The 24,127-nt window shown below is 42.0% G+C and carries 22 protein-coding genes; 10 read left to right on the top strand and 12 right to left on the bottom strand.

All coding sequences use genetic code 11. From position 1 onward, the window contains the following. The first annotated feature begins 3 nt into the window (after positions 1-3). The 3 genes from R8P61_35850 to R8P61_35840 are packed head-to-tail and all read left to right on the top strand — an operon-like array spanning position 4 to position 1,720. Entirely contained in the window at positions 4-906 is a 903-nt protein-coding gene (locus R8P61_35850; protein MDW3652507.1) for a helix-turn-helix domain-containing protein, read from the top strand. Next, positions 903-1,334 (top strand): VOC family protein, encoded by a 432-nt coding sequence (locus tag R8P61_35845; protein ID MDW3652506.1) that lies wholly within the window; start codon positions 903-905, stop codon positions 1,332-1,334. Before R8P61_35850 ends, R8P61_35845 begins: the two co-directional genes overlap by 4 nt. Positions 1,335-1,339: 5 nt before the next feature. Then, positions 1,340-1,720 carry a hypothetical protein gene (locus R8P61_35840; protein MDW3652505.1) on the top strand — a complete coding sequence of 127 codons (381 nt, stop codon included), beginning with the start codon at positions 1,340-1,342 and terminating at the stop codon, positions 1,718-1,720. A 61-nt stretch (positions 1,721-1,781) separates the two neighbouring features. Here R8P61_35840 and R8P61_35835 read toward each other — a convergent pair whose 3' ends face one another. From R8P61_35835 to R8P61_35820, 4 genes are all read right to left on the bottom strand, one after another. Beyond that, positions 1,782-2,792: an IS3 family transposase gene (locus tag R8P61_35835; protein MDW3652504.1), complete on the bottom strand. Its 1,011-nt coding sequence runs from the start codon at positions 2,790-2,792 to the stop codon at positions 1,782-1,784. Positions 2,793-2,797: 5 nt separating this feature from the next. Continuing rightward, positions 2,798-3,205, bottom strand: a complete 408-nt coding sequence (locus tag R8P61_35830; protein MDW3652503.1) for a hypothetical protein — start codon at positions 3,203-3,205, stop codon at positions 2,798-2,800. A gap of 118 nt (positions 3,206-3,323) precedes the next feature. Further along, positions 3,324-4,322, bottom strand: a complete 999-nt coding sequence (bla, locus tag R8P61_35825; protein ID MDW3652502.1) for a class A beta-lactamase — start codon at positions 4,320-4,322, stop codon at positions 3,324-3,326. A gap of 34 nt (positions 4,323-4,356) precedes the next feature. Beyond that, positions 4,357-5,217 (bottom strand): N-acyl homoserine lactonase family protein, encoded by an 861-nt coding sequence (locus R8P61_35820; protein ID MDW3652501.1) that lies wholly within the window; start codon positions 5,215-5,217, stop codon positions 4,357-4,359. 126 nt (positions 5,218-5,343) lie between these two features. Between R8P61_35820 and R8P61_35815 the strand changes: the two genes are divergently transcribed. After that, positions 5,344-5,979 carry an START domain-containing protein gene (locus R8P61_35815; protein ID MDW3652500.1) on the top strand — a complete coding sequence of 212 codons (636 nt, stop codon included), beginning with the start codon at positions 5,344-5,346 and terminating at the stop codon, positions 5,977-5,979. A 52-nt stretch (positions 5,980-6,031) separates the two neighbouring features. Here R8P61_35815 and R8P61_35810 read toward each other — a convergent pair whose 3' ends face one another. The 5 genes from R8P61_35810 to R8P61_35790 all read right to left on the bottom strand — a co-directional run bounded on the left by R8P61_35810 (position 6,032) and on the right by R8P61_35790 (position 12,468). Beyond that, positions 6,032-7,654 carry a T9SS type A sorting domain-containing protein gene (locus R8P61_35810; protein MDW3652499.1) on the bottom strand — a complete coding sequence of 541 codons (1,623 nt, stop codon included), beginning with the start codon at positions 7,652-7,654 and terminating at the stop codon, positions 6,032-6,034. Between the two features lie 531 nt (positions 7,655-8,185). Next, positions 8,186-9,373: a serine hydrolase domain-containing protein gene (locus R8P61_35805; GenBank protein ID MDW3652498.1), complete on the bottom strand. Its 1,188-nt coding sequence runs from the start codon at positions 9,371-9,373 to the stop codon at positions 8,186-8,188. Positions 9,374-9,383: 10 nt separating this feature from the next. Continuing rightward, positions 9,384-9,983, bottom strand: a complete 600-nt coding sequence (locus R8P61_35800) for a hypothetical protein (protein ID MDW3652497.1) — start codon at positions 9,981-9,983, stop codon at positions 9,384-9,386. Between the two features lie 105 nt (positions 9,984-10,088). Further along, entirely contained in the window at positions 10,089-11,231 is a 1,143-nt protein-coding gene (locus R8P61_35795) for a helix-turn-helix domain-containing protein (GenBank protein ID MDW3652496.1), read from the bottom strand. A 64-nt stretch (positions 11,232-11,295) separates the two neighbouring features. Further along, positions 11,296-12,468, bottom strand: a complete 1,173-nt coding sequence (locus R8P61_35790) for a 4-hydroxybenzoate 3-monooxygenase (GenBank protein MDW3652495.1) — start codon at positions 12,466-12,468, stop codon at positions 11,296-11,298. Positions 12,469-12,510: 42 nt separating this feature from the next. Between R8P61_35790 and R8P61_35785 the strand changes: the two genes are divergently transcribed. Next, positions 12,511-13,131 carry a hypothetical protein gene (locus R8P61_35785; GenBank protein MDW3652494.1) on the top strand — a complete coding sequence of 207 codons (621 nt, stop codon included), beginning with the start codon at positions 12,511-12,513 and terminating at the stop codon, positions 13,129-13,131. An 86-nt stretch (positions 13,132-13,217) separates the two neighbouring features. Here the strand turns inward: R8P61_35785 and R8P61_35780 are convergent, their stop codons facing one another. Beyond that, the gene (locus R8P61_35780; GenBank protein ID MDW3652493.1) at positions 13,218-15,713 is read right to left on the bottom strand and encodes a DPP IV N-terminal domain-containing protein; all 2,496 of its coding nucleotides are present in this window, start codon (positions 15,711-15,713) and stop codon (positions 13,218-13,220) included. A gap of 214 nt (positions 15,714-15,927) precedes the next feature. Here R8P61_35780 and R8P61_35775 point away from each other — a divergent pair, with 214 nt between their 5' ends. Both R8P61_35775 and R8P61_35770 read left to right on the top strand, forming a co-directional pair. Continuing rightward, positions 15,928-16,194: a GlsB/YeaQ/YmgE family stress response membrane protein gene (locus R8P61_35775; protein ID MDW3652492.1), complete on the top strand. Its 267-nt coding sequence runs from the start codon at positions 15,928-15,930 to the stop codon at positions 16,192-16,194. A gap of 136 nt (positions 16,195-16,330) precedes the next feature. After that, the gene (locus R8P61_35770; protein ID MDW3652491.1) at positions 16,331-17,275 is read left to right on the top strand and encodes a retropepsin-like aspartic protease; all 945 of its coding nucleotides are present in this window, start codon (positions 16,331-16,333) and stop codon (positions 17,273-17,275) included. Between the two features lie 113 nt (positions 17,276-17,388). Here R8P61_35770 and R8P61_35765 read toward each other — a convergent pair whose 3' ends face one another. Together R8P61_35765 and R8P61_35760 are read right to left on the bottom strand one after the other, a co-directional pair. Next, positions 17,389-18,108 carry a gluconate 2-dehydrogenase subunit 3 family protein gene (locus R8P61_35765; protein MDW3652490.1) on the bottom strand — a complete coding sequence of 240 codons (720 nt, stop codon included), beginning with the start codon at positions 18,106-18,108 and terminating at the stop codon, positions 17,389-17,391. Positions 18,109-18,110: 2 nt separating this feature from the next. After that, positions 18,111-19,826, bottom strand: a complete 1,716-nt coding sequence (locus R8P61_35760) for a GMC family oxidoreductase (protein ID MDW3652489.1) — start codon at positions 19,824-19,826, stop codon at positions 18,111-18,113. An 87-nt stretch (positions 19,827-19,913) separates the two neighbouring features. Between R8P61_35760 and R8P61_35755 the strand changes: the two genes are divergently transcribed. The 3 genes from R8P61_35755 (at position 19,914) to R8P61_35745 (ending at position 24,104) form a co-directional block, all read left to right on the top strand. Beyond that, positions 19,914-20,858, top strand: a complete 945-nt coding sequence (locus R8P61_35755) for a sugar phosphate isomerase/epimerase family protein (protein MDW3652488.1) — start codon at positions 19,914-19,916, stop codon at positions 20,856-20,858. Between the two features lie 199 nt (positions 20,859-21,057). After that, positions 21,058-22,938: a PAS domain-containing protein gene (locus R8P61_35750; GenBank protein MDW3652487.1), complete on the top strand. Its 1,881-nt coding sequence runs from the start codon at positions 21,058-21,060 to the stop codon at positions 22,936-22,938. Between the two features lie 131 nt (positions 22,939-23,069). After that, positions 23,070-24,104, top strand: coding sequence for a hypothetical protein (locus tag R8P61_35745; protein ID MDW3652486.1), 1,035 nt, complete (start codon positions 23,070-23,072; stop codon positions 24,102-24,104). Positions 24,105-24,127: the final 23 nt, after the last annotated feature.

The following is a 24,127-nucleotide window of genomic DNA, read 5'->3' as shown; positions in this document are numbered from 1 at the left end:
AATTTGAAATCCTACTACCAAACTCGCATCAACCAAGCCTTGAAACACATAGATGAGCATTTAAGCGAGGATATTGATATCAAATCTCTGGCAGAAATCAGCAATTTTTCTCTCTTTCATTTTCACAGGATTTTCAAGGCTCTAACGGGAGAATCACCCTATGATTCAATCAAGCGGCTAAGGCTGGAGAAAGCCATATTCTTGCTAAAGTATAGACCCAATTTAAAGATTTCGGATATTGCATTTGAAAGTGGTTTTGCCTCCATAGAAAACTTCTCCCGCCAATTCAAGACTCGTTTTCAAATCAGCCCCAGTGCCTTTCGCAAGAACAAAGAACTTCACAATAGCAGGATTTATCAAGAGTTTAGTCCCAATGACTTTTACCTTCACATTGAAAACAGTAGAAAATCGAGTAAAGCCGATTTTACTGTTGAGCTTGAAAGATTAGCAGCTATTCCTATCGTCTACGGAAAAGCAATTTTCGGAGCAGATGGTTCGGGACTGGTGGAAAAATATCTGGAATTGATGGAATGGGCAGCAGAAAATCAAATCGAAATAAAGGGTCCTTTACGAAGATTTGGCATGTCAATCGATAATCCGGAAGTTACGCCAGCCAGCAAGTATCGATACGATTTTGCTCTTCGAATTGAACAGGAATACCCTTCAGTTGAAGGCCTTGAATTTGGCTTGATTCCTGAAGCAGATTATGCGACGGTACAGCTAGAAGGGAATCTGGAAGAGGTAGCAAAAGCCTGGGATTACCTCTACCGAGACTGGTTACCCCTTAGCGACTATGTACCCATACATTATCCTGCTTTAGAAGAGTTTATCCAGGGACCAGAGGAGATAGGCTGGGATCGTTTCAATCTCAAATGTCGTGTACCTATAAAAAAACTCAAAAGATGAATCTTAGAATTCCCCTTTTAGCGATTAGCCTCTGTACTGCGCTATTTCTTGCCTTTACTTTTCCAGATTATTCCGGGCAAATGGGTTCAGATCTGGGACAATACAGCCTTTCTTTAAGCGTAAAAGATGTTCGAAAATCCTATGATTTCTATACAAAACTGGGTTTTAAACCCCTGGAAGGTATGGGTAGTGTAGAAGAAAAATGGATAATTCTCTCAAATGGAGAATGTAGAATCGGATTATTTCAGGATTTTTTCCCGTCTAACACCTTGACTTTCAATCCTACAGAGGCTAGGGGAGTTTACAAAATATTAAAGCAGGAGGGGATATCCACTTCATTTGAAAGAGGAATCGAACAAGAAAGAGGCCCTTGCTCTTTTGTTTTGCTCGATCCAGATGAAAATTCCATTTTAATCGATCAACACTAATAGATATGATAACTGATATTCAGGAAATAAGAGAGAAACTTGTAGATATGCTGAAAGAGCATCTGGAAGTTTTGAAAATAAATGTTGATTCCTACGAAAAATTTGAAGTTTCGGGAACCATAGAGGCCATGCAGGGCAAGAAAAAAGTTGAAGGAATTTATTTCTCTACCGTTGCTCCGAAGGCTAAAGATGTCCGCTTTTATTTTTTTCCCTGTTATACACACAAAGAGAAATTGGGGGAATTGCCTGAGAATTTGCAAAAGGCTCTCAAAGGCAAATCCTGCTTCCATATCAAAAAAATGGATGAAGAATTTGTGAATAACCTCCGGGACCTGGTAAAAAGATCAGTTAAACTCTATCAGGAAGATGGATTGTTGCAGACATAATTGAATTCGATGATTTGTGTGTCAACCAGATTTGTCGCGTGAAAAGCAAGTTTTTTTACTCTTACCCTGGATTATTCGGACTGTTTTTAATTGATTGTTCAAGATTCAAAAAGGTATTCATTCTCCTCCCGGACTCTGTGTCTGGCGTCTTGCGGGGCAGGGGAGGAGAGACGGACGATACTGGATCGTGGGAGTCTCGTTCGTAATCCAGGGCCTGAAGTTTGAGTTTGCGATAGTCCTTCCATCTTCTTTTGAGCACACCTTTCTTTTTGTGCGCCTTAGCTGGTGTTAGCATATCACAGGATCTATGTGGCATCAGGGTATTGTAGGCTTTGATACCTCTTTGTACTTCTGCCAGGGCCAGTTCAAAATTGGGGAAGCCTTGTGTCATAAACACCTCATTCTTGAGCATCCCATTGACCCGTTCAGCAATGGCATTTTCATAGGATTCTCCCTCTGTCATACTAATTTGTATCTGGTTTTCTTCCAGGATTTCCACATAAGCATGAGAGCAGTATTGGATGCCTCTATCAGAATGATGGATGAGGGTTTGCTTAGGATCCTTTCGCTGCTTAATGGCCATGTTTAGGGCAGCTATAGGGCCCTTGGCTTCGAGCGTTCTGCCCAGATTCCAGCCAACGATCTTACGAGAGTAAGCATCTGTTACCAGGCTGAGATAACAGAAGTATCCGCCTACAGATATGTAGGTTATATCACTGACCCAGAGCTCATTAGCTCGAGCAGGTTGCAGCCCCTTGATCAGGTTGGCGTATTTCCGGAATCTGTGCCGGGAATGCGTTGTACGCGCTCTACGGCTGTGCTTGGGAACCAATAAACCCGCTGACTTCAGAATTCGATTCAGCCGATCTCGACCCATTTTGATGTAGTGATCCCGATAAAAATGCTTCAAACAGACGTGGAGCTTTTCTGTTCCCATGCGAGGAAGTTCCTTGCGGATGCGCCGAACTTTCTCCAGGATCAGTAGCTCCTGCATATCTTGACGCTCTTTAGTCAGGGTGGCTCGATACCAGGCCTGACGATGTCGGCCAAACACGCGGCAGAGTTGTGTCATACTCACTAAGGGGTAGTCCCTGCGTCCTTCCGCAACTGCTTGGCGCCAGCCTTTTTTCTAACCGGCATCTCAAATTCTTCTTCAGCTATACGGATGACTTTCTCGTACATCTGACGTTTGAGTTTTTCTTCTGCATAGGCGGCTTTGAGCTCGCGAAGCTGACGCTCTAGCTGAGCGATGCGCTGCTTGTTGGAGTTTTTCCTGGAATTCATAGAGTTAGGTGGTTTTACAGATAAAATGAAATTTCGGTAGTACTGGCAGTTCCACTTATGTAATAAGCTACGACTTACTCCATAGCTTTGCCAAATTTCCAACGGACTATACAAGCCCATACGATAGCGACTGACAAGCCGGTATTTAAACTCACCAGAATGCAGCTCGCTACTAAGCTTCTCTAAATCGTTAATCTTCATACACTTACTTACTAAGTGTCCCCTTTATCCAGCGCAAGACCTTTGACTCGATAATTTATCTTATGTTAACTTTCTTGAATAAAGTAGGATTCTCCTCAGCAGAAGAATCCTTTTCTGTTTAGGGATGAAACAAGAAATAATCATAAGCCGCCCGAGCAATATGAGCGATCGATTTCTCTCTTTGAGGGATTTCCTTCTCTGAATCCTTTACAAATACTACCACTACCACATGTCCGGCTTCCTCAGGCAAATAAATGATGCCGACATCATTAGTTGTACCTCCTATGGTTCCTGTTTTATGCGCAAGCGCTGTTCCGGGTGGTAAAACCCCCTTTAAGCGATTCTCGCCCGTCTCACATCTTAACATAATATCGAGCAGAAGTTCTGTATTCTCTTTATTCAGCATTTCTCCATCCCATAGTTTCTCCAGCAATTTAGCCATCGCATAAGGAGAAGATTGATCTCTGGGATCTTCAGAAAATTTTGCCATGGCCGCTTCCTGCTCCTTTTCATCAATGTCTTCAAGCTTCTTCATCATTTCATCCATGGACATTTCTTCATCTGCCATTAAATCAATCCCCAGATAATTCGCTATCAGAGCTACAGTCGGACGATCCACACTCAGATCTTTTATTCCATATTTCCTTAGCATTTCATTGATCACATCTGGCCCTTCCGCCAGTTTCATGCACAAATCTGTAGCCGAATTATCACTGATCAACATCATTAGTTCCATCAAATTCAAGGCAGAAATCGCTAATCCAGGATCATTTAAGAGGCGAGAAATGGTTCCACTTCCTGGATGGATATCCTTTTCTCCTATTGTTACCATACTGTCAAGACGCAATTCGCCCGCTTCCACCAACTGAAGCATTTTCACCGCAACCGGAATTTTATAGGTACTGGCCATGGGAAAAATCACATCCTTATTGTAAAAGAATTCCTTCCCACTTTCCAAGTGAATGATTCCTACCCCTACTCTACCTCCTGATAACTTTTCTAGTCTTTGGATCTCTCCTTTCAGTCGGTCTGGATTTCCTTCCTGTGCGTGATAGATGGTAGGAATAAAAAGGAAAAACGCCAGGAATAGCAGGTAATTAATGTATGTATTTCTCATTTTCGTAGTAGTTTAATTAGTTATTAACCGCAGATTATCCCTTCAAAAACACCATATCCGCAAGCTTCCTACGGGCATCCGCATCATGACTTGGCAAAAAGACCATCTGATGCTTGCTTGCATATTCCTTGATCTTGCCAATACTCGCTATACTCATTTCCTTATTAGCTACCGTAGCCGAAAATCTGTCCGCAGCCAGTTGCTCCTCATAATACACCGCATCTCCGGCAAAGAGAATTTCGCCCTGATCCGTTTTGAGTAAAATCGAGCTATGACCGTAGCTATGCCCTGGCGTGGGAACCATCAGCATGGATTTATCCTCTGTCAAATACCTGCAGCTCCCAAAAACCTCATATGCATCCTCCAGGCTTACATAAACAGGAGAAAATCCTTCTGGGAATAACTGAGGAAAGACCCCTTCCGGTTTCTCATTTTCCACTTGATTGACTTCAATAGTATGATCGAGGAAATAATCGAGGCAACCCGTATGATCCAAATGCAAATGGGTCAGGACAATGCGATCAATGTCTTCGGGAGTAAAGCCAAGCTCTTTCAATTGTATATCCAATTCATCCTCCCGCTTGACATCAAACTTCATTTGTGTTCGGAAATAGTAGCTGGAAACCGCATCCAGGACTTTAAAATAATCTGGATCATGGACCTTGCTCGTCTCCCCCACATCAATCAGGATATTTCCTTCCGGATGCTCAACCAACCAACACCAAATCGGCATCATCGGTGCAAATTTCTTAGTAAAAAAGCTAGGTAGCAGGCTCAGCATACCCGGACTCTTTACATTAACAGCCTTTTCTTTGAGGCTGATTAAACCGGTTGACATACCATGCACCTTGATGGGTACTCCTTTAATACTTAGTTCTTTCGTGATGCGTTCCATAATATTCTGTATGGATTCAATATACATACAGAAAGAAAAAGTCGACAACTTGAAGCCTTGAATTAATTTTTGCCCATAAACCAACTATTTTCCTTCGGAAGAGTTCTTTCAGCAAACATTCAACACATGAAAAAATCCATTGCCATTCTACTAAGTATATTCCTCTTTAGTTCCAGTTTTGGACAGTCTGAGTGGAAAAAAGAGAAAGAAAAAGACGGCATTACTATATATACACGGACTTCAGGCGGAAAAGACCTCAAGGAATTCAAAGCCTATATGACCCTGGAAGCACGGATGAGTACAGTTACCGCCATTTTAACCCAGGCTTCCAACTATCCCAATTGGGTATATAAACTCAGTAGTACAAAAAAACTAAAAGGCAATGTACCTCAGGGTTCCTGGACCTATTATACTGTTTCCATGCCCTGGCCACTTACAGATCGAGACGGAATCAGTGCTACCACTGCTAGCCAAAAAAGTGATGGAACCGTCATCATTAAACAAAAGTCCGCTCCCTCTTTTGTGCCTGAAAAAGAAGACTTTGTTCGACTGGCTCAAGTAGATACAGAATGGAAAATAGAACAGCTCCCAGAAGGGAAATTAAAGATCTCCTACCAATCCTTGGCTGATCCGGGTGCTTTGCCTGCCTGGTTGGTAAATCTATTTTTGTTGGATGGTCCTTTTGAAACCATGAAAGGGCTCAGAAAGGAATGCAAGAAAGAAAGTTTCATTTATGCAAATGTACCCTGGATAAAAAACTAGAAATCCCCTACCCTCTTGAAAGGGTAAGGGATTTGCATAACAGATCTTTCTATTAATATTTAATAAACTTGGCAGGAGCTATTGCCCTCCCAGTTATATCCATCAGCCGTACAAAGTACATTCCACTACTCAGATTATCCGCTGAGAAGTATAATCGTTGAGATCCTTTTTGAAAAGCTTGTTTTTCGGAGAAAAGAATCTGCCCATTCACGGACAATATTTGAAGCTCATAGCTTTCATTACTGGAACTCAAAACATCGATTCCTAATTCATCCTGAACGACAGCTGGATTGATTCTGATTTCAGTTTCACTACCTCCAGGCCGAACTTCGAGAATAGAAGAATAATGGAATTGTCCATCGAAATCGATTTGCTTAAGGCGGTAGTAATTGCTTCCCAACAAGGGCTGCTGATCACGGAAAACGTATCTGGATGTTTCCTGAGTTGTTCCATTTCCAACTTTCTCCCCGATTTGTACAAATTCACCGAATGCATCTAAACGCTCAATTTCAAACTTTTGGTTGTTCAATTCTCTAGCGGTAGACCAGCTAAGTAGTATTTCCTGTCCTACATATTCTCCTACCAAATCAAGGTATTCCACTGGGAATACAGCATTATTACTATTAGTCGCACAGGTAAGGATACAAGCATTTAGGCAGTCTCCTGTCAAACCGGTACAATTACAACCTGTCGCATCTGCTGCGCTTCCATCAACTCCACCCACATCTGAAAAAGCATAGTTGCCATCAATTACGTCATCAGGGCTATTGGATGTTGCAGGAGCCAATCCAAGATCGAAAGAACCGGAAGTTACTCCCAAATCAGAAAGTGGAACTCCAAAGGTATAGAAGATGGTGCTATGATTTCCCGTTTTACAAGCCGCCGGAGCCAAAGCCGTGCAGGCAACCTGTGTTTCGCTGATATCAATAAAACCTACTTCTGTTCCCGGAGAAACACCGCCGGATATATTCTTGATGTGCAGACCAGTGTTTCCACCACCTGTTCCTAACCATATTTCACGATCAAAACAGTGAGAAGCGCAGTTAGAACCTACATCCGGAATCCAACCGTTGCAGCTATTGTCAGTATCTACCAACAAGCTAAAACCAAAAGCACCGGCGGATTCTTTGGCTATTCTCATACGAATGATCAGGTAGGCATCTGTAGAAGTCGTAGGATTACAATCCTGGTCAACAATTGTGTAAAATCCGTAACCTGCATTCGATCCGTTATGCACAATGTCAGTCGCACCACAAGCTGAACCTCCGCTGAGATCATTATGCGGTTCTTCACCATTTACCACTCCCTCTAGCGCAATCCAATCCAGATTGGTTTGGCTGCAAGGATAAATTCCGCTTTGGTCAAAACCTGAGTCATTGAATCCAAGAGAGATAAGGTCTTCAAACTGGTCCATTTCAGGAACACCTGAGAGTGCATTATAACTCCCGCCCTGAAAAATGTTGGCATCTCCAGATCCTGCATCAGGATTCAGCAAAGTTGGATTGCCAAAATCTCCGTTAAGTTTAATGTTGCCTGCATTTGCAACACTACCATCACAAAAAGCACTACCCTGTGCATAGGACATGCCCATACATAGGATCAGAATCAAAGGAAAGCTAAAGAAGAGGTCCCGATACCTTCGGGAAGGTTTAATAAAAATGTAAAGTTGTTCCATTAAAATTGTCAATTCATGGAGTACAATTGATCTTACAAAGCTTAGCGGTCCCAATCAAAGATTAGACCCGATGGATTTGCCCGAGAATTGTATAATAATACCCCTGGGTTAAACATCTAATTTCTCAGGAAAGAAAGAAGGCAATAAATGGTAAGATTAAATAATGGGAGTTTTTTTGATAGATCTTATAGAATCACAAGGTAATAAAAATAGTCCAATTTAAAAAATATCCATGTATTATTTTATTAATTCGGAATAAATGTTATTCCGGAAACAAAACTAAATAACTATAACTATATGATGTTCAGATGTTTAACAACATATTATACGGATATTCAATTTATCCTAAAATCAAAATACTTTATGTAAGAATATCACCTAAGTCTAAGCATTTTTACCTTCAAATATATACAGCTATCCTGCCCTCTGACAAAAAAACGTCACAACTCGAAATATTCGAAATTCGGATAAAGTATAAGCTAGAAAAAAGGCTCTCTAATAAGAGCCTTAAGTTAAGGCCAAGCTTTTCTGCTAATCCAATAGAATGTCGAACAACTTTTCCCGAAAAGCTCGTTGTTTCTCTCCCAATCCATTTCCTTCTGCTGCATTATATCCGATTGATATAGCAACCCCAGTATCCGGGAAGTAAAAACTATAGGCTTCATAGGTAGAAGTTGATCCCGTATGTCCATAAGCCACACCTTTAGGGGTATTCCATAAGCTGATCCCCAACCCATAAGACTCATCTGGCCACTGAGGATAATCTTCTTCCCCCTCCCCTACGATAAGCAATTCTGAATCTGTCATTTGCTGGAAAGCTTCATTTGACATCAATTGTCCAGTGAAAAGTCCATCGAAAAAGAGGTTGAGGTCCTGCATATTGCTAGCGATTCCTCCATCCCCGGTAGCTGCATCAGAAACCGCAATGTGCATAACATCTTCAAACCTTCTTCCGCTGATGTTTCTATAAGGCCTTGCCGTACCTTCCGGAATGGGGTTTTCATGCGTTCCCATTTCTGTGTTCTCCAATCCCAGACGTTTTACGATATAGGTATCTACCGCATCCCAAAGGGGCATATTTCTAGCCTTCTCTATGACCAACCCCAGCAATACGTAATTGCTATTAGAATAAGAATATTTCTCTCCAACCGCTAATTCCGCCTTTTTCCCATAGATATAGCGCAGTTTCTCTTCTTGAGTTTCCAACAAATAAGAAGTATTCAAAGCATTGATGTACTGTTTGACGCCTAAGTAATCTCTGATCCCGCTGGTGTGGGTGAGCAAATGACCTAAGTTAACCTGATCTGCATTTTCAATCTCCCCGATCACAGACTCATCCAACCAATCCTTGAGCATATCATCCACCGACAAAATTCCATCGTCCTGTAATTGCATGATGAGGACGCCCGTAAATGTTTTTGAAATACTCCCTACCATGGTTTTCGTACAGGCTTCCAGAACTACATCATTGGGGATATCAGCTTTTCCCATCGCATTATTGTACCAAAGGCCGTTTTTGTCCTTGACAGAAACTTGTACACCGACGGATATAGCACCTATTTCCTCCAAAGCCCGATCAATAGCGGCTTTATCGGGGTGAGCGTCTGTATTATCGGGACCACTTAGTTGACAGTTATAAGTCGCTGGAGCAACAACATCATCTGTTTCACAGGCATAGAAACTAATGAGGGATAAGCATATTATGAAGTATTTTTTCATGATTCCTGGATTAGTGCTTCTTTTTGAAAGGATAAATTTTGATGCCTATGCCGACCAATTGGTGAGCAGTCGTATAGGCATTAAGGGGAAGTTCGACGCTATTGGACCAGCTGATAAAGAGTTCGGGACTGTATCTATCTTCCCCCAATCGATAGCCTAGTTCAGCAGTTGCAGATACCAGGAAATAGGGAGTCCCACTATTGCCTATTTCTTCATAGTTCCCATTTTCTACCCGATACACAGGTCCGGTAGCAAATCCATAGAGATAGCCAGGCCCCAATCCTATCCTAAGGCTAAGTGGACCGAAATATCTCCGGTAGGCGAATTCTGTAGTCAGAAATACGGCTGTCTGCATCTCTTTATGATGAAGGAAGCCCAGGTTTCCTGCAATGAAGCATTCGGAATTGCGATTCTCTTTCAATTGATATTCCGTCCCGATAAGGATGGCGGGATTATAATCGAATGAAAGGAAATTGAAACTTGGAAAAGTGATGCTTTCATCCAGCACCGAAATCTTGAGTGGGAAGTTTTGGGAATCATTTTGGGATTTTGTGTTGGCAAAAAAGACCATCATAAAGAGGCCCAAAGCCAGCAAACATTTGTTCTGCATGAGATAGGGATTAAGTTTTCCGTAATAGATACCCTCGATGACTCAAAGGTGGCTTATCTCAAGCGAGAAGGGGTTTTGGATTGTTAAAACCTGAGAAATGAGAACCTATCTATGCGATTTTTTGAATTCTGTGGGGGTTTTTCCTGTCTGCTTTTTGAAGGTAGTGTAAAAAGCAGATTTAGATTTAAAGCCAGCCTCCAAGCCAATCGCTAGCAAACTGTACTTTTGAGCTTCAGGATCGAGGATCATCTTCTTAACTTCTTCAACCCGATGCTGATTGATATAGCTGGTGAAATTGGTGGAAGTAGCCGTATTTATTATTTGGGAAAGGTAGCCCGAGCTAATCCCCAATCGTTCGGCGACCTGATCTCTACTCAAATCCGGATCAAGAAAAATCTTTTCCTCTGAAAGCAAACGGTCCAACTCAAGTAAGTAATGATTGTTTTTGTCGAAAGTTGGATTATTTACAACCTCTTTTGTCCTTATCACCGAGCTTTTATTTGCTTCAGTAGCCTCCTCGTGGAAAAGTTTTTTCAACAAAGCCTTGTCCTGCACCAATCTCAATTGATAAAGCCCTTTATAAGTCATCCAGTAAATAAAGAATGAGATCGCCAACCAGAGTCCGTAGGTAAAAGCAGAATCAATCAGCATAAAATCTGAAGGGATAAAACTCACGATCAGCCAAAGAATTACAAGTATGAGAAAGAAATGCCAGATTCTCTGGATCCATATTTTTTCCTCTGGAGGAACTTTAGCCTGCCTAATGATAAAGAAACTAATGATGCAGAGGAGTAAACTATATATAGGCCCCAGATAAGACTCCGTGGAATACACCCAATACCTAAAGCTTTCCATTCCCGGCATTTTGTACCACTGGAAATCGTACTCAAAATTGATGATGAGATTGAGAATTACATAGATACCGAAAGGAATGCTCAGCAAAAGAAATTCCCTTTTGTTTCCCCAGGAATGCTTGGTGATTTTCAGGAAAAAAAAGAGTACAGGAACAAATACCAACAGAATCCAGGGAACATCATCTCCGAAATAGTCTATGAAATAATATTGATCATCAAAGCCCCAATCACTCAACCATTGATTCATCCCTATGATAGAGATCATAATAAAGGATAAGGCCAGGTATTTGTTGGGACTGCCTTTAAAAATGGGAGAAAATAGCAGCACAAATCCGAAAATAAAGCCTTGTGCAAGGCTCAACATGACCAGTATGTCGAGTAAATTTACTTCCATGTGTGTTCGCTCCCTGTTTTTCTTCCTTGAAGGACTGCGAAAAAGGAAAAAGGTTCGCTAAAACTCAATAGGCATAAGGCAAACCCAGGTAATTTTCTGCAAAAGCTCTTCCGGCTGCTTTCGAAGAACATACATGATTCAGAGACGCTATTTGCATGCTCAGATCAAAAGAAGAATGCCCTTTCCCAATATGAAAGATATTCGTCATCCACCAGGAAAAGCTTTGTACTTTCAGGATTCGATCTAAACAGATCTCTGCATAGTTATCAAGAAGTTCCTTATCTCCCCGTGTATAATAATCTTCCAGGCCTTTTGCCAGCACCCGCACATCTCCGATAGCCAGATTTAATCCTTTTGCACCTGTAGGAGGAACAATATGTGCAGCATCCCCTGCCAGAAAAAGTCTTCCAAAACTCATGCAGGTATCATACTCATTACGCATAGGAGTAACCGCCCTACTTAGCATCTTTCCCCGATTCAGCGGCCGACCGATTCGTAGTTCCAATTCCTCCCAAATTTCCTCCTCACTTCTGTGATTAGGATCTTCCCCGGGATCGCATTGGAGATAATATCGACACAGCTCAGGACTTCTCATACTCGCCAGGGCAAATCCTCGCGGATGATGAGCATATAGGACCTGATCAAAACTTGGGGCAGCCTCAACCAATAAAGCGAGCCATCCATAAGGATAGAGGTATTTTTGCGGATTTTTGAGTTTTTGAGGGATGCTCGCCTGCCCTATTCCCTCATAGCTATCACAACCCGCAATAAAATCGCAGATAAGCAGATGCTCTTCGCCTTCCTTTTCGAATACAATTTCAGCCTTTCCATCTTCCAAGCCCCTTAGCTCTTTTGCCTCTGCTGAAAAATATGTTTCCTGTCCATTTTTCAGCCTTACTTCTATCATATCTCGGGAAATGTAGCGCTGGCCATAGAGGCTAACACCTTCTCCTTCAAGTGATTCAAAATCAAGCTGTTTAAGACTCCCATTAAAAGCAATACTTATCCCTTTATGAAGCATTCGGTCTTTGAGCAAACGCTCCCCCACTCCCTCATCCACAAAGGTCTTAACTGCTCTTGCTTCTAAAACCCCAGCACGGACCCGATTTTCGATGGTATGCCTGCTCTCTTTCTCGATGATCACAGAGTCTATTCCCCGCTTATACAGCATTTGCCCCAATAATAATCCAGCGGGGCCTGCACCAATTATCCCTAACTGTGTCTCAATTTTTTTCATGTTCTTAATTCCTTCAGAGATATATTTACAAAAAATACAGGCATGATAAAACCAATCCTGAGGAAAGAAGAAATACAAAGTAGAGGAAGGGAAATCCTGGAAGCCCTTCCACTTAGCTATCCGGGAATTGAGGAAAAGAGAGCTCTATTGCTGGACTGGGAGAGTAACTGGCAGCTGGAAGACGATTCTTATGTTTGGCTCAGTTGCGTAGAAGCACTTTTCGGGGTATCTGAAGGCAATTTTGGAGTTGGAGCAATACTGGTAGACGAAAAAGGAGATATTCTCATACAAGGCCACAATCACAGCTTCAAGCCCGACTATCGCTCAGACCTGCATGCTGAAATGGTGGTTCTCAATGAATGGGAATCCCACCTCAGTGGACCTTTGGAAAATAAGGATAACGGCCTCCGACTCTTTTCCTCTCTGGAACCCTGCCCGATGTGTTTCACCCGCTTGCTTTACTCCGAAATCAAAGGCATCCATTACGCGGCGGAAGACGATCTGGGTGGTATGCAGAGATATGTAGAGCATATGCCTCCTTTCTTTCGATCTGTCGCAAAACGACACAATCTTTCACGCGCCAAAGCCTCCCCTGCCCTCCTACAAATCGCAGGAGAGATCATGGATTTAAATAAGGAGAGTTTGGATGGGCAGATAAGATAAAACCGTAGGTTTTTGGAGGTGTTCTCGTGTTCTTGTGTTCCCGATTTTCATAAAAAACCTGAACACAAGAACACATGAGCACATCCTTACTTTCTTGGCTTCCCCATATTCATCTCTAAAATATCCGTCGGTCTTTCTGTCTTATCTCCCATCAGGTGTCGGGTGAAATAATCTGCCTTTAACCAGAAAAAATACTCCGTCATGCTACCATAGCCATGACGAGCCGCAGGGAAGACAAAATAATCGAATCTTTTATTGGCTTTTAAAAGTGCCTGGGCCATGCGTAGGGTTCCGGCCGGATGAACATTATTATCGATATCCCCAGTCGTGATCATCAATTTTCCTTTGAGGTTTTTGGCTAACTCTGGATTCTTGTCGATGTCGTATTTGAAACTGACATTGCCTTCATCATCGGTAATTTCTTTCACTCCATGGTGCTTTTCACTCCACCAGCGATTGTAAACAGCATTGTCGTGATTACCGGAGGATGATACAGCTACCTTAAAGAAGTCCGGATATACCAGCATAGCCGCTGTGGACATAAAACCTCCTCCGGAGTGGCCAAAGATTCCGACCTTATTAATGTCGATATAGTCATGGCGATAGGCGATTTGTTCTGCTACTACCTTTTTATCCTCCAAACCATAGTCTCGCAGGTTGCCATAGCCATAATTATGGTACCACTTGCTGCGATCCGGATGCCCTCCTCTATTACCCAAAGTGATGACGATAAAACCAAGCTGAGCCATGCGGTCGGTACGGTTCATTCGTGATGAGAATGCTTTATTGACAGCTTCCGTCTGTGGACCAGGATAAACGTACTCAATCAGAGGATAGAGTTTGGTACTGTCAAAATCAAAAGGCTTGTACATCACCCCATAAATATCCGTGATTCCATCTCCCGCCTTTGCTTTGAAAGGTTCCGGGAATTTATATCCTGCTTCAAATAGCATAGAAAAGTCTGCGCTCTCCAGAGACATGATTTTATTTCCGCTTCTGTCGAAAAGATCCGATTGGGGAACTGTATTTACCCGGGAATAATTACTGACGAAATAGCTCTCCTCATCATTCAAACTCACCCGGCTATCGAAATTCCCTTTATTGAGAAGCCTCAAACCACTTCCGTCAAAATTGACACGATACAAATGCTGATAATAAGGATCCTCTCCTTGTTCTCTTCCGTTTGCCCGGAAATACACCCAACGATTTGCTTCATCTACTCCTTCAATACTCTCTACATGCCAGGGGCCGCGGGTGATTTGGTTTTTCAACTCTCCATTTCCATTATATAAATACAGATGCGCCCAGCCATCTCTCTCGGACCATTGTATGAGTTCTTCTCCATCATTGACCAAAGCAGGAGTTGTCATCTCTACATAGGTATTGAGTCTTTCTTCTACTACTACTTCACTTTCTCCATCGGAAGTATTTCCTACACAAATATCAATGCGCTTAAGATCACGGCTTGTACGGGCAAAGTAGATTTTATCCGAGCTTGAGGAAAGCCATAGAGCAGGTCTTTGCTCATCATCCCGATTTTTCTTTAAGCGAGGTGCATATAGAAGTCCTAATTGTTGATCAGGGAAAGTATCTGTATCAATTTTCTGAATGCCCTTACTCGCAAGATCGAAGACCAAAAGCTCAGACTTAGCTGCTTCTTTCTCTCCGGGCATATGGTATTTATAGGTTTCGAGTGTAGGTCTGGGATTAGCAGTTGAATTGATCACCCAAAGCGGTTTTACGTCTCGGCTATCTGTCCGAACCATAGCAAACTTCTTGCTATCGTGGGACCAGCTCACAAATACCCTTTGTCTTTTATCTTTGTTCTTCTCCAGGTCTACATTGGTCTGCCCTCTACCAGCGCGGGAATAACTGTAGTACATTTCTCCATCCTCTGTCCACTGATTTTCTACAATTGTGGTGTCTTTCTCATCTTTTTTCGCCTTCAGGTAGTTCTCCATATCCATCCAATAGAGATTATGCTTACGGCCAAAAAGGACGATAGAACTATCGGGTGAGATAGAAGCCCAGCTCTGATCCTTTTTGGGTTTTTCATAATCATCCAGCAAACGCAGTTCCCCATTGCCCAGATTGTATTCAAAATACCAGACCTTGGCCTCCATCTTTTTCTTTTTGTTCTTGCGCTTATCGCTATCCTGAGAGTCACCTTCTTCTTCCGCTTCTACTTCCACCAACTTACTTTTCACCTCAAACATGATATGGGTTTCATTTTTGATGAATTTCAACTTCTCGATATTCAGGTGTTTGCCGTCAAAAGGATCTCCCGTAAGACGAGTCATTTCTGCAGCTAGCTCATCCCGGTCGAACATTTGGGTTTTGCTCCTTCTGGCCGGATCAACGATATAGTAGAATTTCCCGTCACTGGTTTCATAAGTGTACCAGAAGCGATTGCTATTCTTTAGCCAATGGGGATCTACAGAGGTTGAAAAAACCATTCTCTTCAGATTATCAGGTGAAAATCTGGCTGCCAGAGAATAATTAGCCTTGTTTATGGGCGTGTTTTGTGCCGTAGCTGAGGCCATCAAGCCCAGCAGGCATATTATGCTTAGGAGTGAACGCATAGCAAATAGATTAGATGTTGATCTCGATTAAATTGATCCTGCAAAATGGGAACAAGAATCCAGAGACACAGCATTCTTTGTCTATGAAGTAGCTCAGATCATCGAAAATTTTTATTCGAAAAAGCCAAACAAAATTTTTTATTCCGCTCTAAATGGATAATTTATAATTAGCCTTTGGAATGCTCTACACCTTCTAACTCTAAATTTTAACATCATGGATCTCACTAGTTTAGTAATCTGGCTTGTCTTAGGCGCCGTCGCAGGCTGGTTAGCCGGACAGATCATGAAAGGACGTGGATTTGGTACGATTGGAAATATCATCGTCGGTATCCTCGGTAGTTTTCTTGGGGGTTGGCTAGCTCCTCAATTGGGAATAGCTGGCGCACAAACCGGTGGCCTCAGTGTCCCAAGTATCCTCACAGCAGTGGGAGGAGCTGTCGTATTACTTTTTGTAGCGGGACTGCTTAAGAAAGCTACCTAAGTTTCCATTTTTAGCTTGAATAAAGGATTTCCCTATTGGGAGAAAAATATCAAATCCGTCTGCTTCTGGCAGGTGGATTTTTTCTTTCATGCAACTATTTGGCTGTCTTTTTCATCTTAGCTGGTAAACCAGCTATATGCTATTGAAGATCGTCAAACTATTGGGATTCCTCCTGGGAATCAATTTACTGGTCATCCTTATCCTGATTGTCCTTCATTTACCCGGTACAACAAACATTGACAAAACACATAGCCTTTCTTTCAATTTTGAAAGAGATGTCATTATCGTAGAGGCATATTTGAAAGGCATTGGTCCCTATAATTTTATCCTCGATACCGGTACAGATCCCAGTGTGATAGATAAAGAGTTGGCAGAAAGACTGAGCTTTGTTCAGTTTTCATTGGGAAAGCAGGAAGTAGGAGAAAATCAACCCATAGAAATAAGTTTACCAGCCCCCCTTAAACTTCGACTGGGAGATATGCCAGCAAGTCGCAAATTTTTTCTGGGTCTGGACCTAAAGCCCATCTCACAAAAAATGGGAATGCCGATTCATGGCATATTAGGACATAATTTCCTACGCGATAATGCTTTTCAAATTGACTATAGGAAGAAAGAGATTCACTTCTTTCCTGCAGATCATGAGCTTTATTCAGCTGGTGAAAAAGGAGTTTTGGCCATGAATCTCCAATTTATTGATGAAGGCAGCTTTCCCTTGATCGACGAATTGATAATAAATGGTAAAAAAATACGGGTAACCCTTGATACAGGCTATAATCAATCCCTTACCCTTTATACAGAAGCAGTAAGGGAACTCAAACTGGAAAGACAACTAAAGGACTTGCCAGGGAAAACTAGTCTGGGATATGGAGGAGAAAAAAAAGTGAAAAGTCTGGCTGCGCATTCTCTGTTACTGCAAGACTGGAAGATCCCTGAGGAGAAAACCATCTTTGCAGACCTGGAAAGCAAAAAATCTCAAGTCCCTATGGAAATACGGGCCGGGAATATGGGAAATGGGATTCTTAAGAACTACAAACTCAGTATGGATTATAAACGGAAGAAAGTCTGGTTTGAGAAGTATTAGGATTCAAGTACTGGGACAAATAGGATATTACAAATTATTGAAATAAAGCAACTTAGCCAGTTCGCCTTTAATCAAAACGATAGGGACAGCTCATCAGCTGCCCCTATCGTTTTTTATGTAATTAGGTTGCCCTTTTCATCCCATTCTGCCTTGGTGCCGGCCTTGGTGATATCCACACATTTGGCAATCCATTCAGGCTCATAGTCCACCTCATGTTCAGCCAGAACCTCTGCAGGTACGCCATTCCAAACATTCGGTACATTTCCTTTATACCCCAGATCATCAATTCCCATACGGGTTGTATAGTATCCGGTCATGGTCAGATTTCTCATCAAATTGAAAAACTTGATTCCATATGCCATTTCTGGCTTTTTATTGTCTGGATCAGGATAGGCGATATCATCCACAATCTGGATTTGTTCTTCAGGAGTAGCTGCTTTAAATAGTTTGTTAAAGCGAAGATTTGATTCTCCATCCAACCACATCAATCCTCCTCTAATTGGCAATTGATTATTAGGAAGGTCTTTGACAATGAACTCAATAAATTCAGGAACACCTGCATCCGTAGCAGAGCCTGCAGTTGCAGTTGCAGGAAGGATAATATCACACAGAACGGCTATCGTTTCCAATTCATGCTCAACTAAAAAGACCTCAGCCATGACTTTCTTATCATGCTCAATCTCCTTGGGAGTTCGTCCGTAATATTCTTCCTTTCCCTCGACTTTCTGTTCTTGTACTTCAGCAGGGCTCTCACAAGAAGTGGCTGCACCTGCGACCGTGGCACCTGCTATGGTACCAATCAATATATTTTTAAGAGATTCTCTTCTGTCCATATCTAGATGTTCTGTTTTTTCATTTGATCAATGATGTATTCCGAAGTGCGCATAGAGAGGGCCATAATGGTCCAGGTACAATTCTTATCAGCCTGTGAAGTAAATACTCCGGCATCCACCACAAATACATTGTCACAATCGTGGAGTTGGCTGTATTTATTGGTAACCGAGGTTTTCGCATTATCGCCCATACGGGTCGTACCTACCTCATGGATAATCTGACCAGGCGCCAAAAGACCATAATCCTGATCTTTTCCTGGCGTATCTCCCAGTACATGAGCTCCCATAGCATCAAAAACTTCTTCAAAGGTCTTTTGCATATGACGGGCTTGCAGTCTTTCATAATCCGACCATTTGTAGTCAAATTTCAATACAGGTATTCCCCATTGATCGACCACATTGGGGTCAATCGTACAGCGGTTGTCATAACGAGCAATGGCTTCTCCTCTACCGGAAAGACCAATTACCGCTCCGTAAAAACGCTTGGCATCTTCTCGAAGCTTGTCGCCATAGCCTCCAATATCGCCTCCGATATATTTATTGAATTCCGTATGATTAAAACCAAAACCATAACTAGGCATTCCCATTCCTCCCCAAATCTCAATATGGTATCCTCTTGGGAAATCCAGTTTCTTATTATCCAGCCACCAGGGCGAATATACATGCATACCTCCTACTCCATCTTCATTGTAGGTTTTACGATTCATCAATTGAGGTACAAAAGCTGCACGCCCTCCTCCAGTAGAATCATGCAGATAACGTCCTACTACATCACTGCTATTTCCCAATCCATTGGGATGCTGGCTACTTTTCGAATTCATCAGGATACGAGCAGAACTACAAGCTGAAGCTCCTAGTACTACCGTTCTGCCTTTCAACTGATATTCACGACGGTCATTTTTATTGATATAAGAAACCCCCGTTGCGCGCCCTTCTGAATCTGTCATTACCGATTTGACCATGCAATTGGTAAAGAGATCTATTCTCCCACTGTTTTTCGCAGGAATGACAAAAACAGAACTGGCAGAAAAGTCAGCGTACTGCGTACAGGAACGCCCACATTGGCTACAGTAAAAACAAACACCCCGATCATCATTGAGTTTTTTCGTCAAAATTGACAGACGACTGGGTATAACCCTCACTCCAGCTTTTCTGGCAGCCTTTATATAATAGAGTTCGTGCAGACGCGGTTTAGGTGGGGGTAGAAAAAATCCGTCCGGGTCATTGGGAAGGCCTTCATTGGAACCGAATACCCCTACCAGTTTATCCAGTTTGTCATAATAAGGTTTGACATCATCATAACTGATCGGCCAATTATCGCCCAGACCATCTACATCTTTGTGCTTAAAGTCCGTAGGGCCAAAACGAAGAGATATTCTCCCCCAGTGATTGGTACGTCCACCAAGCATCCGGGAACGCCACCACATAAATTTTGTGCCTTCTTCATGGGTATAAGGCTCCCCATCAACTTTCCAATCTCCCCAGGACATATCGTAATCGCCAAAGGCCCGATTCGTACTGGCACCTCTGCGAGGAGATTCCCAGGGCCATTTTAACTGGGTTCGCGTTTCTTCATCTTTGGGATCGAAATAAGGGCCAGCTTCTACAACCGCCACTTTTAAGCCGGCATTGGCAAGCATATGAGTAGCCATGCCCCCACCTGCGCCCGAGCCAACTATTATGGCATCATACTCTTGAGAATTTTCTATGATCTGCATGCAGTAGTTTTTGAGGTTTTAAGAGGGAAATCAAGTTAGTAAACTTGCTCGATTTATTCGATATTAGCTCAAATTATTTAAGAAACTATGCTTAACCGCAGGAAATTTATCGCCACCCAAACTACTGCTATGCTAGGAATTGGAATTGCTCCCGCATCCTTATTTTCTTCCTCCTCAGACAGAAAGTTTAAAATGTCTCTCAATGCTGGCTCGATTGGGGTCTCAGGCAATCAATTGGAAGTCCTCGATTATGCCATAAAATACGGCTTCGAGGCCATGACCTGCAATACCAAAGACCTCCTTTCTATGGATGCCCGGCAGACAGATGAGTTGGTAGATAAAATGAAAGCGAAAAGCATCAGTTGGGGATCTGCAGGACTCCCCTTAGATTTCCGTAAAGATGAGGCCACTTATCAGCAAGGACTGAAGGCTTTACCCAAGGCAGCAAAAGCTATGGAGGAAGTCGGAGCTAGCAGAATGAATACCTGGATCATGCCTACCCAGGCTGATAGAACCTATAGAGCAAATTTTGAGCTGCACCAGAAAAGGATCAAAGAGATTAGCAACATCCTGGGTCATCACGGTATCAGATTTGGCTTGGAGTATGTTGGTCCCAAAACCCTTATGAGTCGGGATAAATATTCCTTTATCCGAACTATGGCAGAGTTGAAAGAGCTCATAGAAGCAGTGGATGAAGACAATTTGGGCTTTATTCTGGATAGTTTTCACTGGTTTTGTGCAGGGGAAAGTGCAGCAGATATCCTGAGTCTTGAGAATAAAGACATAGTGGCTGTAGACCTCAATGATGCAAGAGCTGGTATTTCAGCAGATGATCAAATAGATGGAAAACGGGAACTACCAGGTGCCTCCGGAGAGATTGACCTCAAATCCTTTTTACAAGCCTTAACACAGTTGGGATATGATGGCCCCGTCAGGGCTGAGCCTTTTAATAAGGTATTATGGGACATGGAAAATGATGATGCACTTGCTGCTACCTATAAAGCCATGAGTGAGAGCTTCTCCTTGATATAGAAAAGTATATATCTTCTTTACTTTAGAAAGCCAAATTCTTATTTGGCCTGGAAGCTTGCAAAACGCCTGCACTATTCCCGCATAAAATTTACAGCTTCCCTGCAAATCTTACCTTCCTTAAGGAAAGGCCGAAATTCGCAGGAAAATTGGCAGTACTATTCATAAATATGGGTATTCATCCCGAAAGCCCTCTTTGTCTATGAATATCCTGACAAATAGCTCCTTACAAGAATTAACTGTAATTTCTGGAGAGGAGCAACTGCATATCCTTAGGCTCTTTCAACATTCCCTCGATCCTCTTTGTGTTGCTGGTTTTGATGGCTTTTTAAAAATCATTAATCCGGCTTTTACAGATACATTAGGATATTCAGAAGAAGAATTGTTATCTAGCTCTTTTTTGAATTTTATCCACCCGGAAGATCAGGAAAAGACGCTTATTGAAGTACATCGTCTCATCGACATGCAGGAAAATTCCATGGATTTTGTCAGTCGCTTTCGAAAGAAAAATGAGGATTATGTTTATTTCCAATGGAATGCAGTACCTGACAGACAGAATCAGCAGATATATTGTACCTTCAGAAACATCACGGATATGCGCATCCATGAAATGGAAAAGCGTAGAGCAGTCGAAGATTTCAACCTGATTGTGCGAGGAATTGATGCCGGGATTTGGAGCCATGATCTCCGAACAGGCAGAGAATGGTGGTCTTCCAATTTTTTCAAACTGCTGGATTATGAGCCCGGAGAAATTCATCCTTCCTATGCCCATTTCAAAAGTCTGGTTCATCCCAGTGATCGGGCCTATATGGAAAAAAAGTTTCACGACCATTTATACCATCAAAAAGATTATAAAGTAGAACTTCGGCTCTTGACGGGTAATGGGGAGTATAAATGGATGGAGACCTCTGGCCAAAGTATCAGAGATGATGAAGGAAATGCCTTAAGAGTGGCAGGTTCCCTCCGAGATATCAATGATCGTAAAATGGCTCAATTGGAGGTAGAGAAACAGGAATTCCTTCTGAATCAAACAGCCAAAATGGCTCGGGTTGGAGGATGGGAAATATGTTTAGACAAAATGACCCCCATTTGGTCCGAGGAAGTTTATAGAATTCATGAAGTCGAACCCAGCTATAAACTTAATCTTGAAGAGGCCTTTGATTTTTATGTGGAAGAATATCGGGCTCTCATTTCTGATGCCGTTGAAAAAGCTATAAATGAAGGCAAGGAATATGATCTCGAATTGAAAATCTTAACCAAAAAGAATCAAGAACGATGGGTTAGGGCAATAGGCAAACCCATCAAAAATGATGAGGGAGAAGTAACAGCCCTTCGCGGAATTTTTCAGGATATAGAGGAGCAAAAAAGGAGGGAGAATTCTTTAAATAAGTCCATCGAGATCATTAGCGAACAGAACAAACGCTTCTCCAATTTTGCCTACATCGTATCACATAACCTTAGATCTCATATCAGTAATTTCACCCTCTTGATTGAATTATACGAACGAACTTCCGAGAAAAGTGAATTGGATAAAATTCTCGATATGGGCAAGACGACATTCAGCCGTTTGAAAGAGACGATTGATCATCTCAGTAAAGTGGTAGAAATACAAACTGAAATCAGCCAACAAAAAGAATACCTCGGAATAAATCGAGTATTAAATAGAACCCTTGATATCCTGAGCATGGATATCACCCAAACAGGATGCATAATTGAGACTGATTTCAATGATTGGAACCATATCAACTATGTGCCGGCATACCTGGACAGTATTTTTCAAAATCTTATCTCGAATGCCATTAAATACAGACATCCCGACAGAAACCCTCACATTAAATTGAGAACCTATTTTGACAATGGGAAGCCTGTACTTTCTGTCAAAGACAATGGTCTAGGAATAGACCTCAAGCTCCATAAAGAGAAAGTTTTTGGAATGTTCAAAACCTTCCATGAGCATCCACAAGCCAAAGGCATAGGGCTTTTTATCACCAAAAATCAGATAGAGGCATTGGGAGGCTTTATTCAGGTAGAAAGTGAAGTAGGAATTGGAACAGAATTTATCATCTATTTGCAGGGTCTCTAGATTAACTTAATGTAAAATCTTTGACAATACGGCCAATATTTGAACCTAAATATCTCACAGGCGTACAAATAAGTGGCTCCGATTTCAATAAGACTATCCCTCCGTGTTTGTAATCATTCAAATTCAAGGACATGGAACGTCTTTATGTGAAAGGTATTATTTGTATAGCCTTTATTCTCCAGTCATTTTTATCCCTTACTGCAAAGCCTGAGACCTATGATCTCTTTGCTTCGGATGAAGTATTAAAAATTCATCTTGATTTTGATATCAAGCAATTACTGAAAGGGAAATACAAAGAACTTTATGTACCCGCTTCTCTCTATTTAACCCTTGAGAACGGAGATCTAATAGAAGAAAGTATCCGCATTCGGGCCAGAGGAAACTCCCGAAAAAGTTACTGTAGCTTACCCCCACTAAAACTGAATTTTAAAGACGAAAAATCTAAAGAAACCGGTTTTTTAGGGCAAACTACGCTGAAACTTGTAGTTCCTTGCCGAAATAGCAAGGTTTTCCAGCAGTATGTCTATAAAGAGTATTTAGCATACAAACTATTCAATCTGGTTTCTGATATCAGCTTCAAAGTACGTTTGGTTGAGCTAAACTTGACCGATAGCCAGGACAAAAGAAAACCTATGCAGGTCTATGGTTTTCTAATAGAGCATGTAGATAAATTGGCAGACAGGATTGACAGCCATGAAATAGAGCCTGCCAGATTTAGCAAAAAACTGGTTGAGCAAAACTATATGGCGAAAGTCGCCCTTTTCCAATATGCGATAGGCAATACCGATTGGAAAGTTGAGAACACTCACAACATCAAAGTGCTACAAAGCAATCCGGCGGTAGACAGAAGAGTTTATGCCGTTCCTTATGACTTTGACTATGCAGGACTCGTAAATGCCAGCTATGCAATCCCTCATGACAAATTAGGTCTCAGTTCTGTCACCCAAAGACTTTATATGGGAGTATGTCAGTCAGATCCGGAATTGTATCAACTTCTGGAGGAATTCAAAGCCAAAGAGAATGATTTTATGGCAGTAGTCGCAGACTTCGAGCATCTGGATGCAAAAAGCAGCTTTTACATCCAGCGATATCTCGCAGATTTTTTCAAGATCATCGAAAATCCTGCCCTTGTGAAAAGGAATTTTCTATCCTATTGTGAACCTTGATTAATGGCTCTTTTTTGCTGAGT

This window comes from Bacteroidia bacterium (genome assembly GCA_033391075.1).
In the GTDB taxonomy this organism is placed as follows: domain Bacteria; phylum Bacteroidota; class Bacteroidia; order J057; family J057; genus JAWPMV01.
The sequence above is the reverse complement of the archived record's forward strand: the minus strand, read 5'-3'. Positions and strand labels throughout refer to the sequence as shown.

Bases quoted from the DNA above. Each gene is read 5' to 3' on its own strand.
- R8P61_35845 (MDW3652506.1), top strand. From the start codon at position 903: ATGAATCTTAGAATTCCCCTTTTAGCGATTAGCCTCTGTACTGCGCTA.
- R8P61_35840 (MDW3652505.1), top strand. From the start codon at position 1,340: ATGATAACTGATATTCAGGAAATAAGAGAGAAACTTGTAGATATGCTG.
- R8P61_35835 (MDW3652504.1), bottom strand. From the start codon at position 2,792: ATGACACAACTCTGCCGCGTGTTTGGCCGACATCGTCAGGCCTGGTAT.
- R8P61_35830 (MDW3652503.1), bottom strand. From the start codon at position 3,205: ATGAAGATTAACGATTTAGAGAAGCTTAGTAGCGAGCTGCATTCTGGT.
- bla (MDW3652502.1), bottom strand. From the start codon at position 4,322: ATGAGAAATACATACATTAATTACCTGCTATTCCTGGCGTTTTTCCTT.
- R8P61_35820 (MDW3652501.1), bottom strand. From the start codon at position 5,217: ATGGAACGCATCACGAAAGAACTAAGTATTAAAGGAGTACCCATCAAG.
- R8P61_35815 (MDW3652500.1), top strand. From the start codon at position 5,344: ATGAAAAAATCCATTGCCATTCTACTAAGTATATTCCTCTTTAGTTCC.
- R8P61_35810 (MDW3652499.1), bottom strand. From the start codon at position 7,654: ATGGAACAACTTTACATTTTTATTAAACCTTCCCGAAGGTATCGGGAC.
- R8P61_35805 (MDW3652498.1), bottom strand. From the start codon at position 9,373: ATGAAAAAATACTTCATAATATGCTTATCCCTCATTAGTTTCTATGCC.
- R8P61_35800 (MDW3652497.1), bottom strand. From the start codon at position 9,983: ATGCAGAACAAATGTTTGCTGGCTTTGGGCCTCTTTATGATGGTCTTT.
- R8P61_35795 (MDW3652496.1), bottom strand. From the start codon at position 11,231: ATGGAAGTAAATTTACTCGACATACTGGTCATGTTGAGCCTTGCACAA.
- R8P61_35790 (MDW3652495.1), bottom strand. From the start codon at position 12,468: ATGAAAAAAATTGAGACACAGTTAGGGATAATTGGTGCAGGCCCCGCT.
- R8P61_35785 (MDW3652494.1), top strand. From the start codon at position 12,511: ATGATAAAACCAATCCTGAGGAAAGAAGAAATACAAAGTAGAGGAAGG.
- R8P61_35780 (MDW3652493.1), bottom strand. From the start codon at position 15,713: ATGCGTTCACTCCTAAGCATAATATGCCTGCTGGGCTTGATGGCCTCA.
- R8P61_35775 (MDW3652492.1), top strand. From the start codon at position 15,928: ATGGATCTCACTAGTTTAGTAATCTGGCTTGTCTTAGGCGCCGTCGCA.
- R8P61_35770 (MDW3652491.1), top strand. From the start codon at position 16,331: ATGCTATTGAAGATCGTCAAACTATTGGGATTCCTCCTGGGAATCAAT.
- R8P61_35765 (MDW3652490.1), bottom strand. From the start codon at position 18,108: ATGGACAGAAGAGAATCTCTTAAAAATATATTGATTGGTACCATAGCA.
- R8P61_35760 (MDW3652489.1), bottom strand. From the start codon at position 19,826: ATGCAGATCATAGAAAATTCTCAAGAGTATGATGCCATAATAGTTGGC.
- R8P61_35755 (MDW3652488.1), top strand. From the start codon at position 19,914: ATGCTTAACCGCAGGAAATTTATCGCCACCCAAACTACTGCTATGCTA.
- R8P61_35750 (MDW3652487.1), top strand. From the start codon at position 21,058: ATGAATATCCTGACAAATAGCTCCTTACAAGAATTAACTGTAATTTCT.
- R8P61_35745 (MDW3652486.1), top strand. From the start codon at position 23,070: ATGGAACGTCTTTATGTGAAAGGTATTATTTGTATAGCCTTTATTCTC.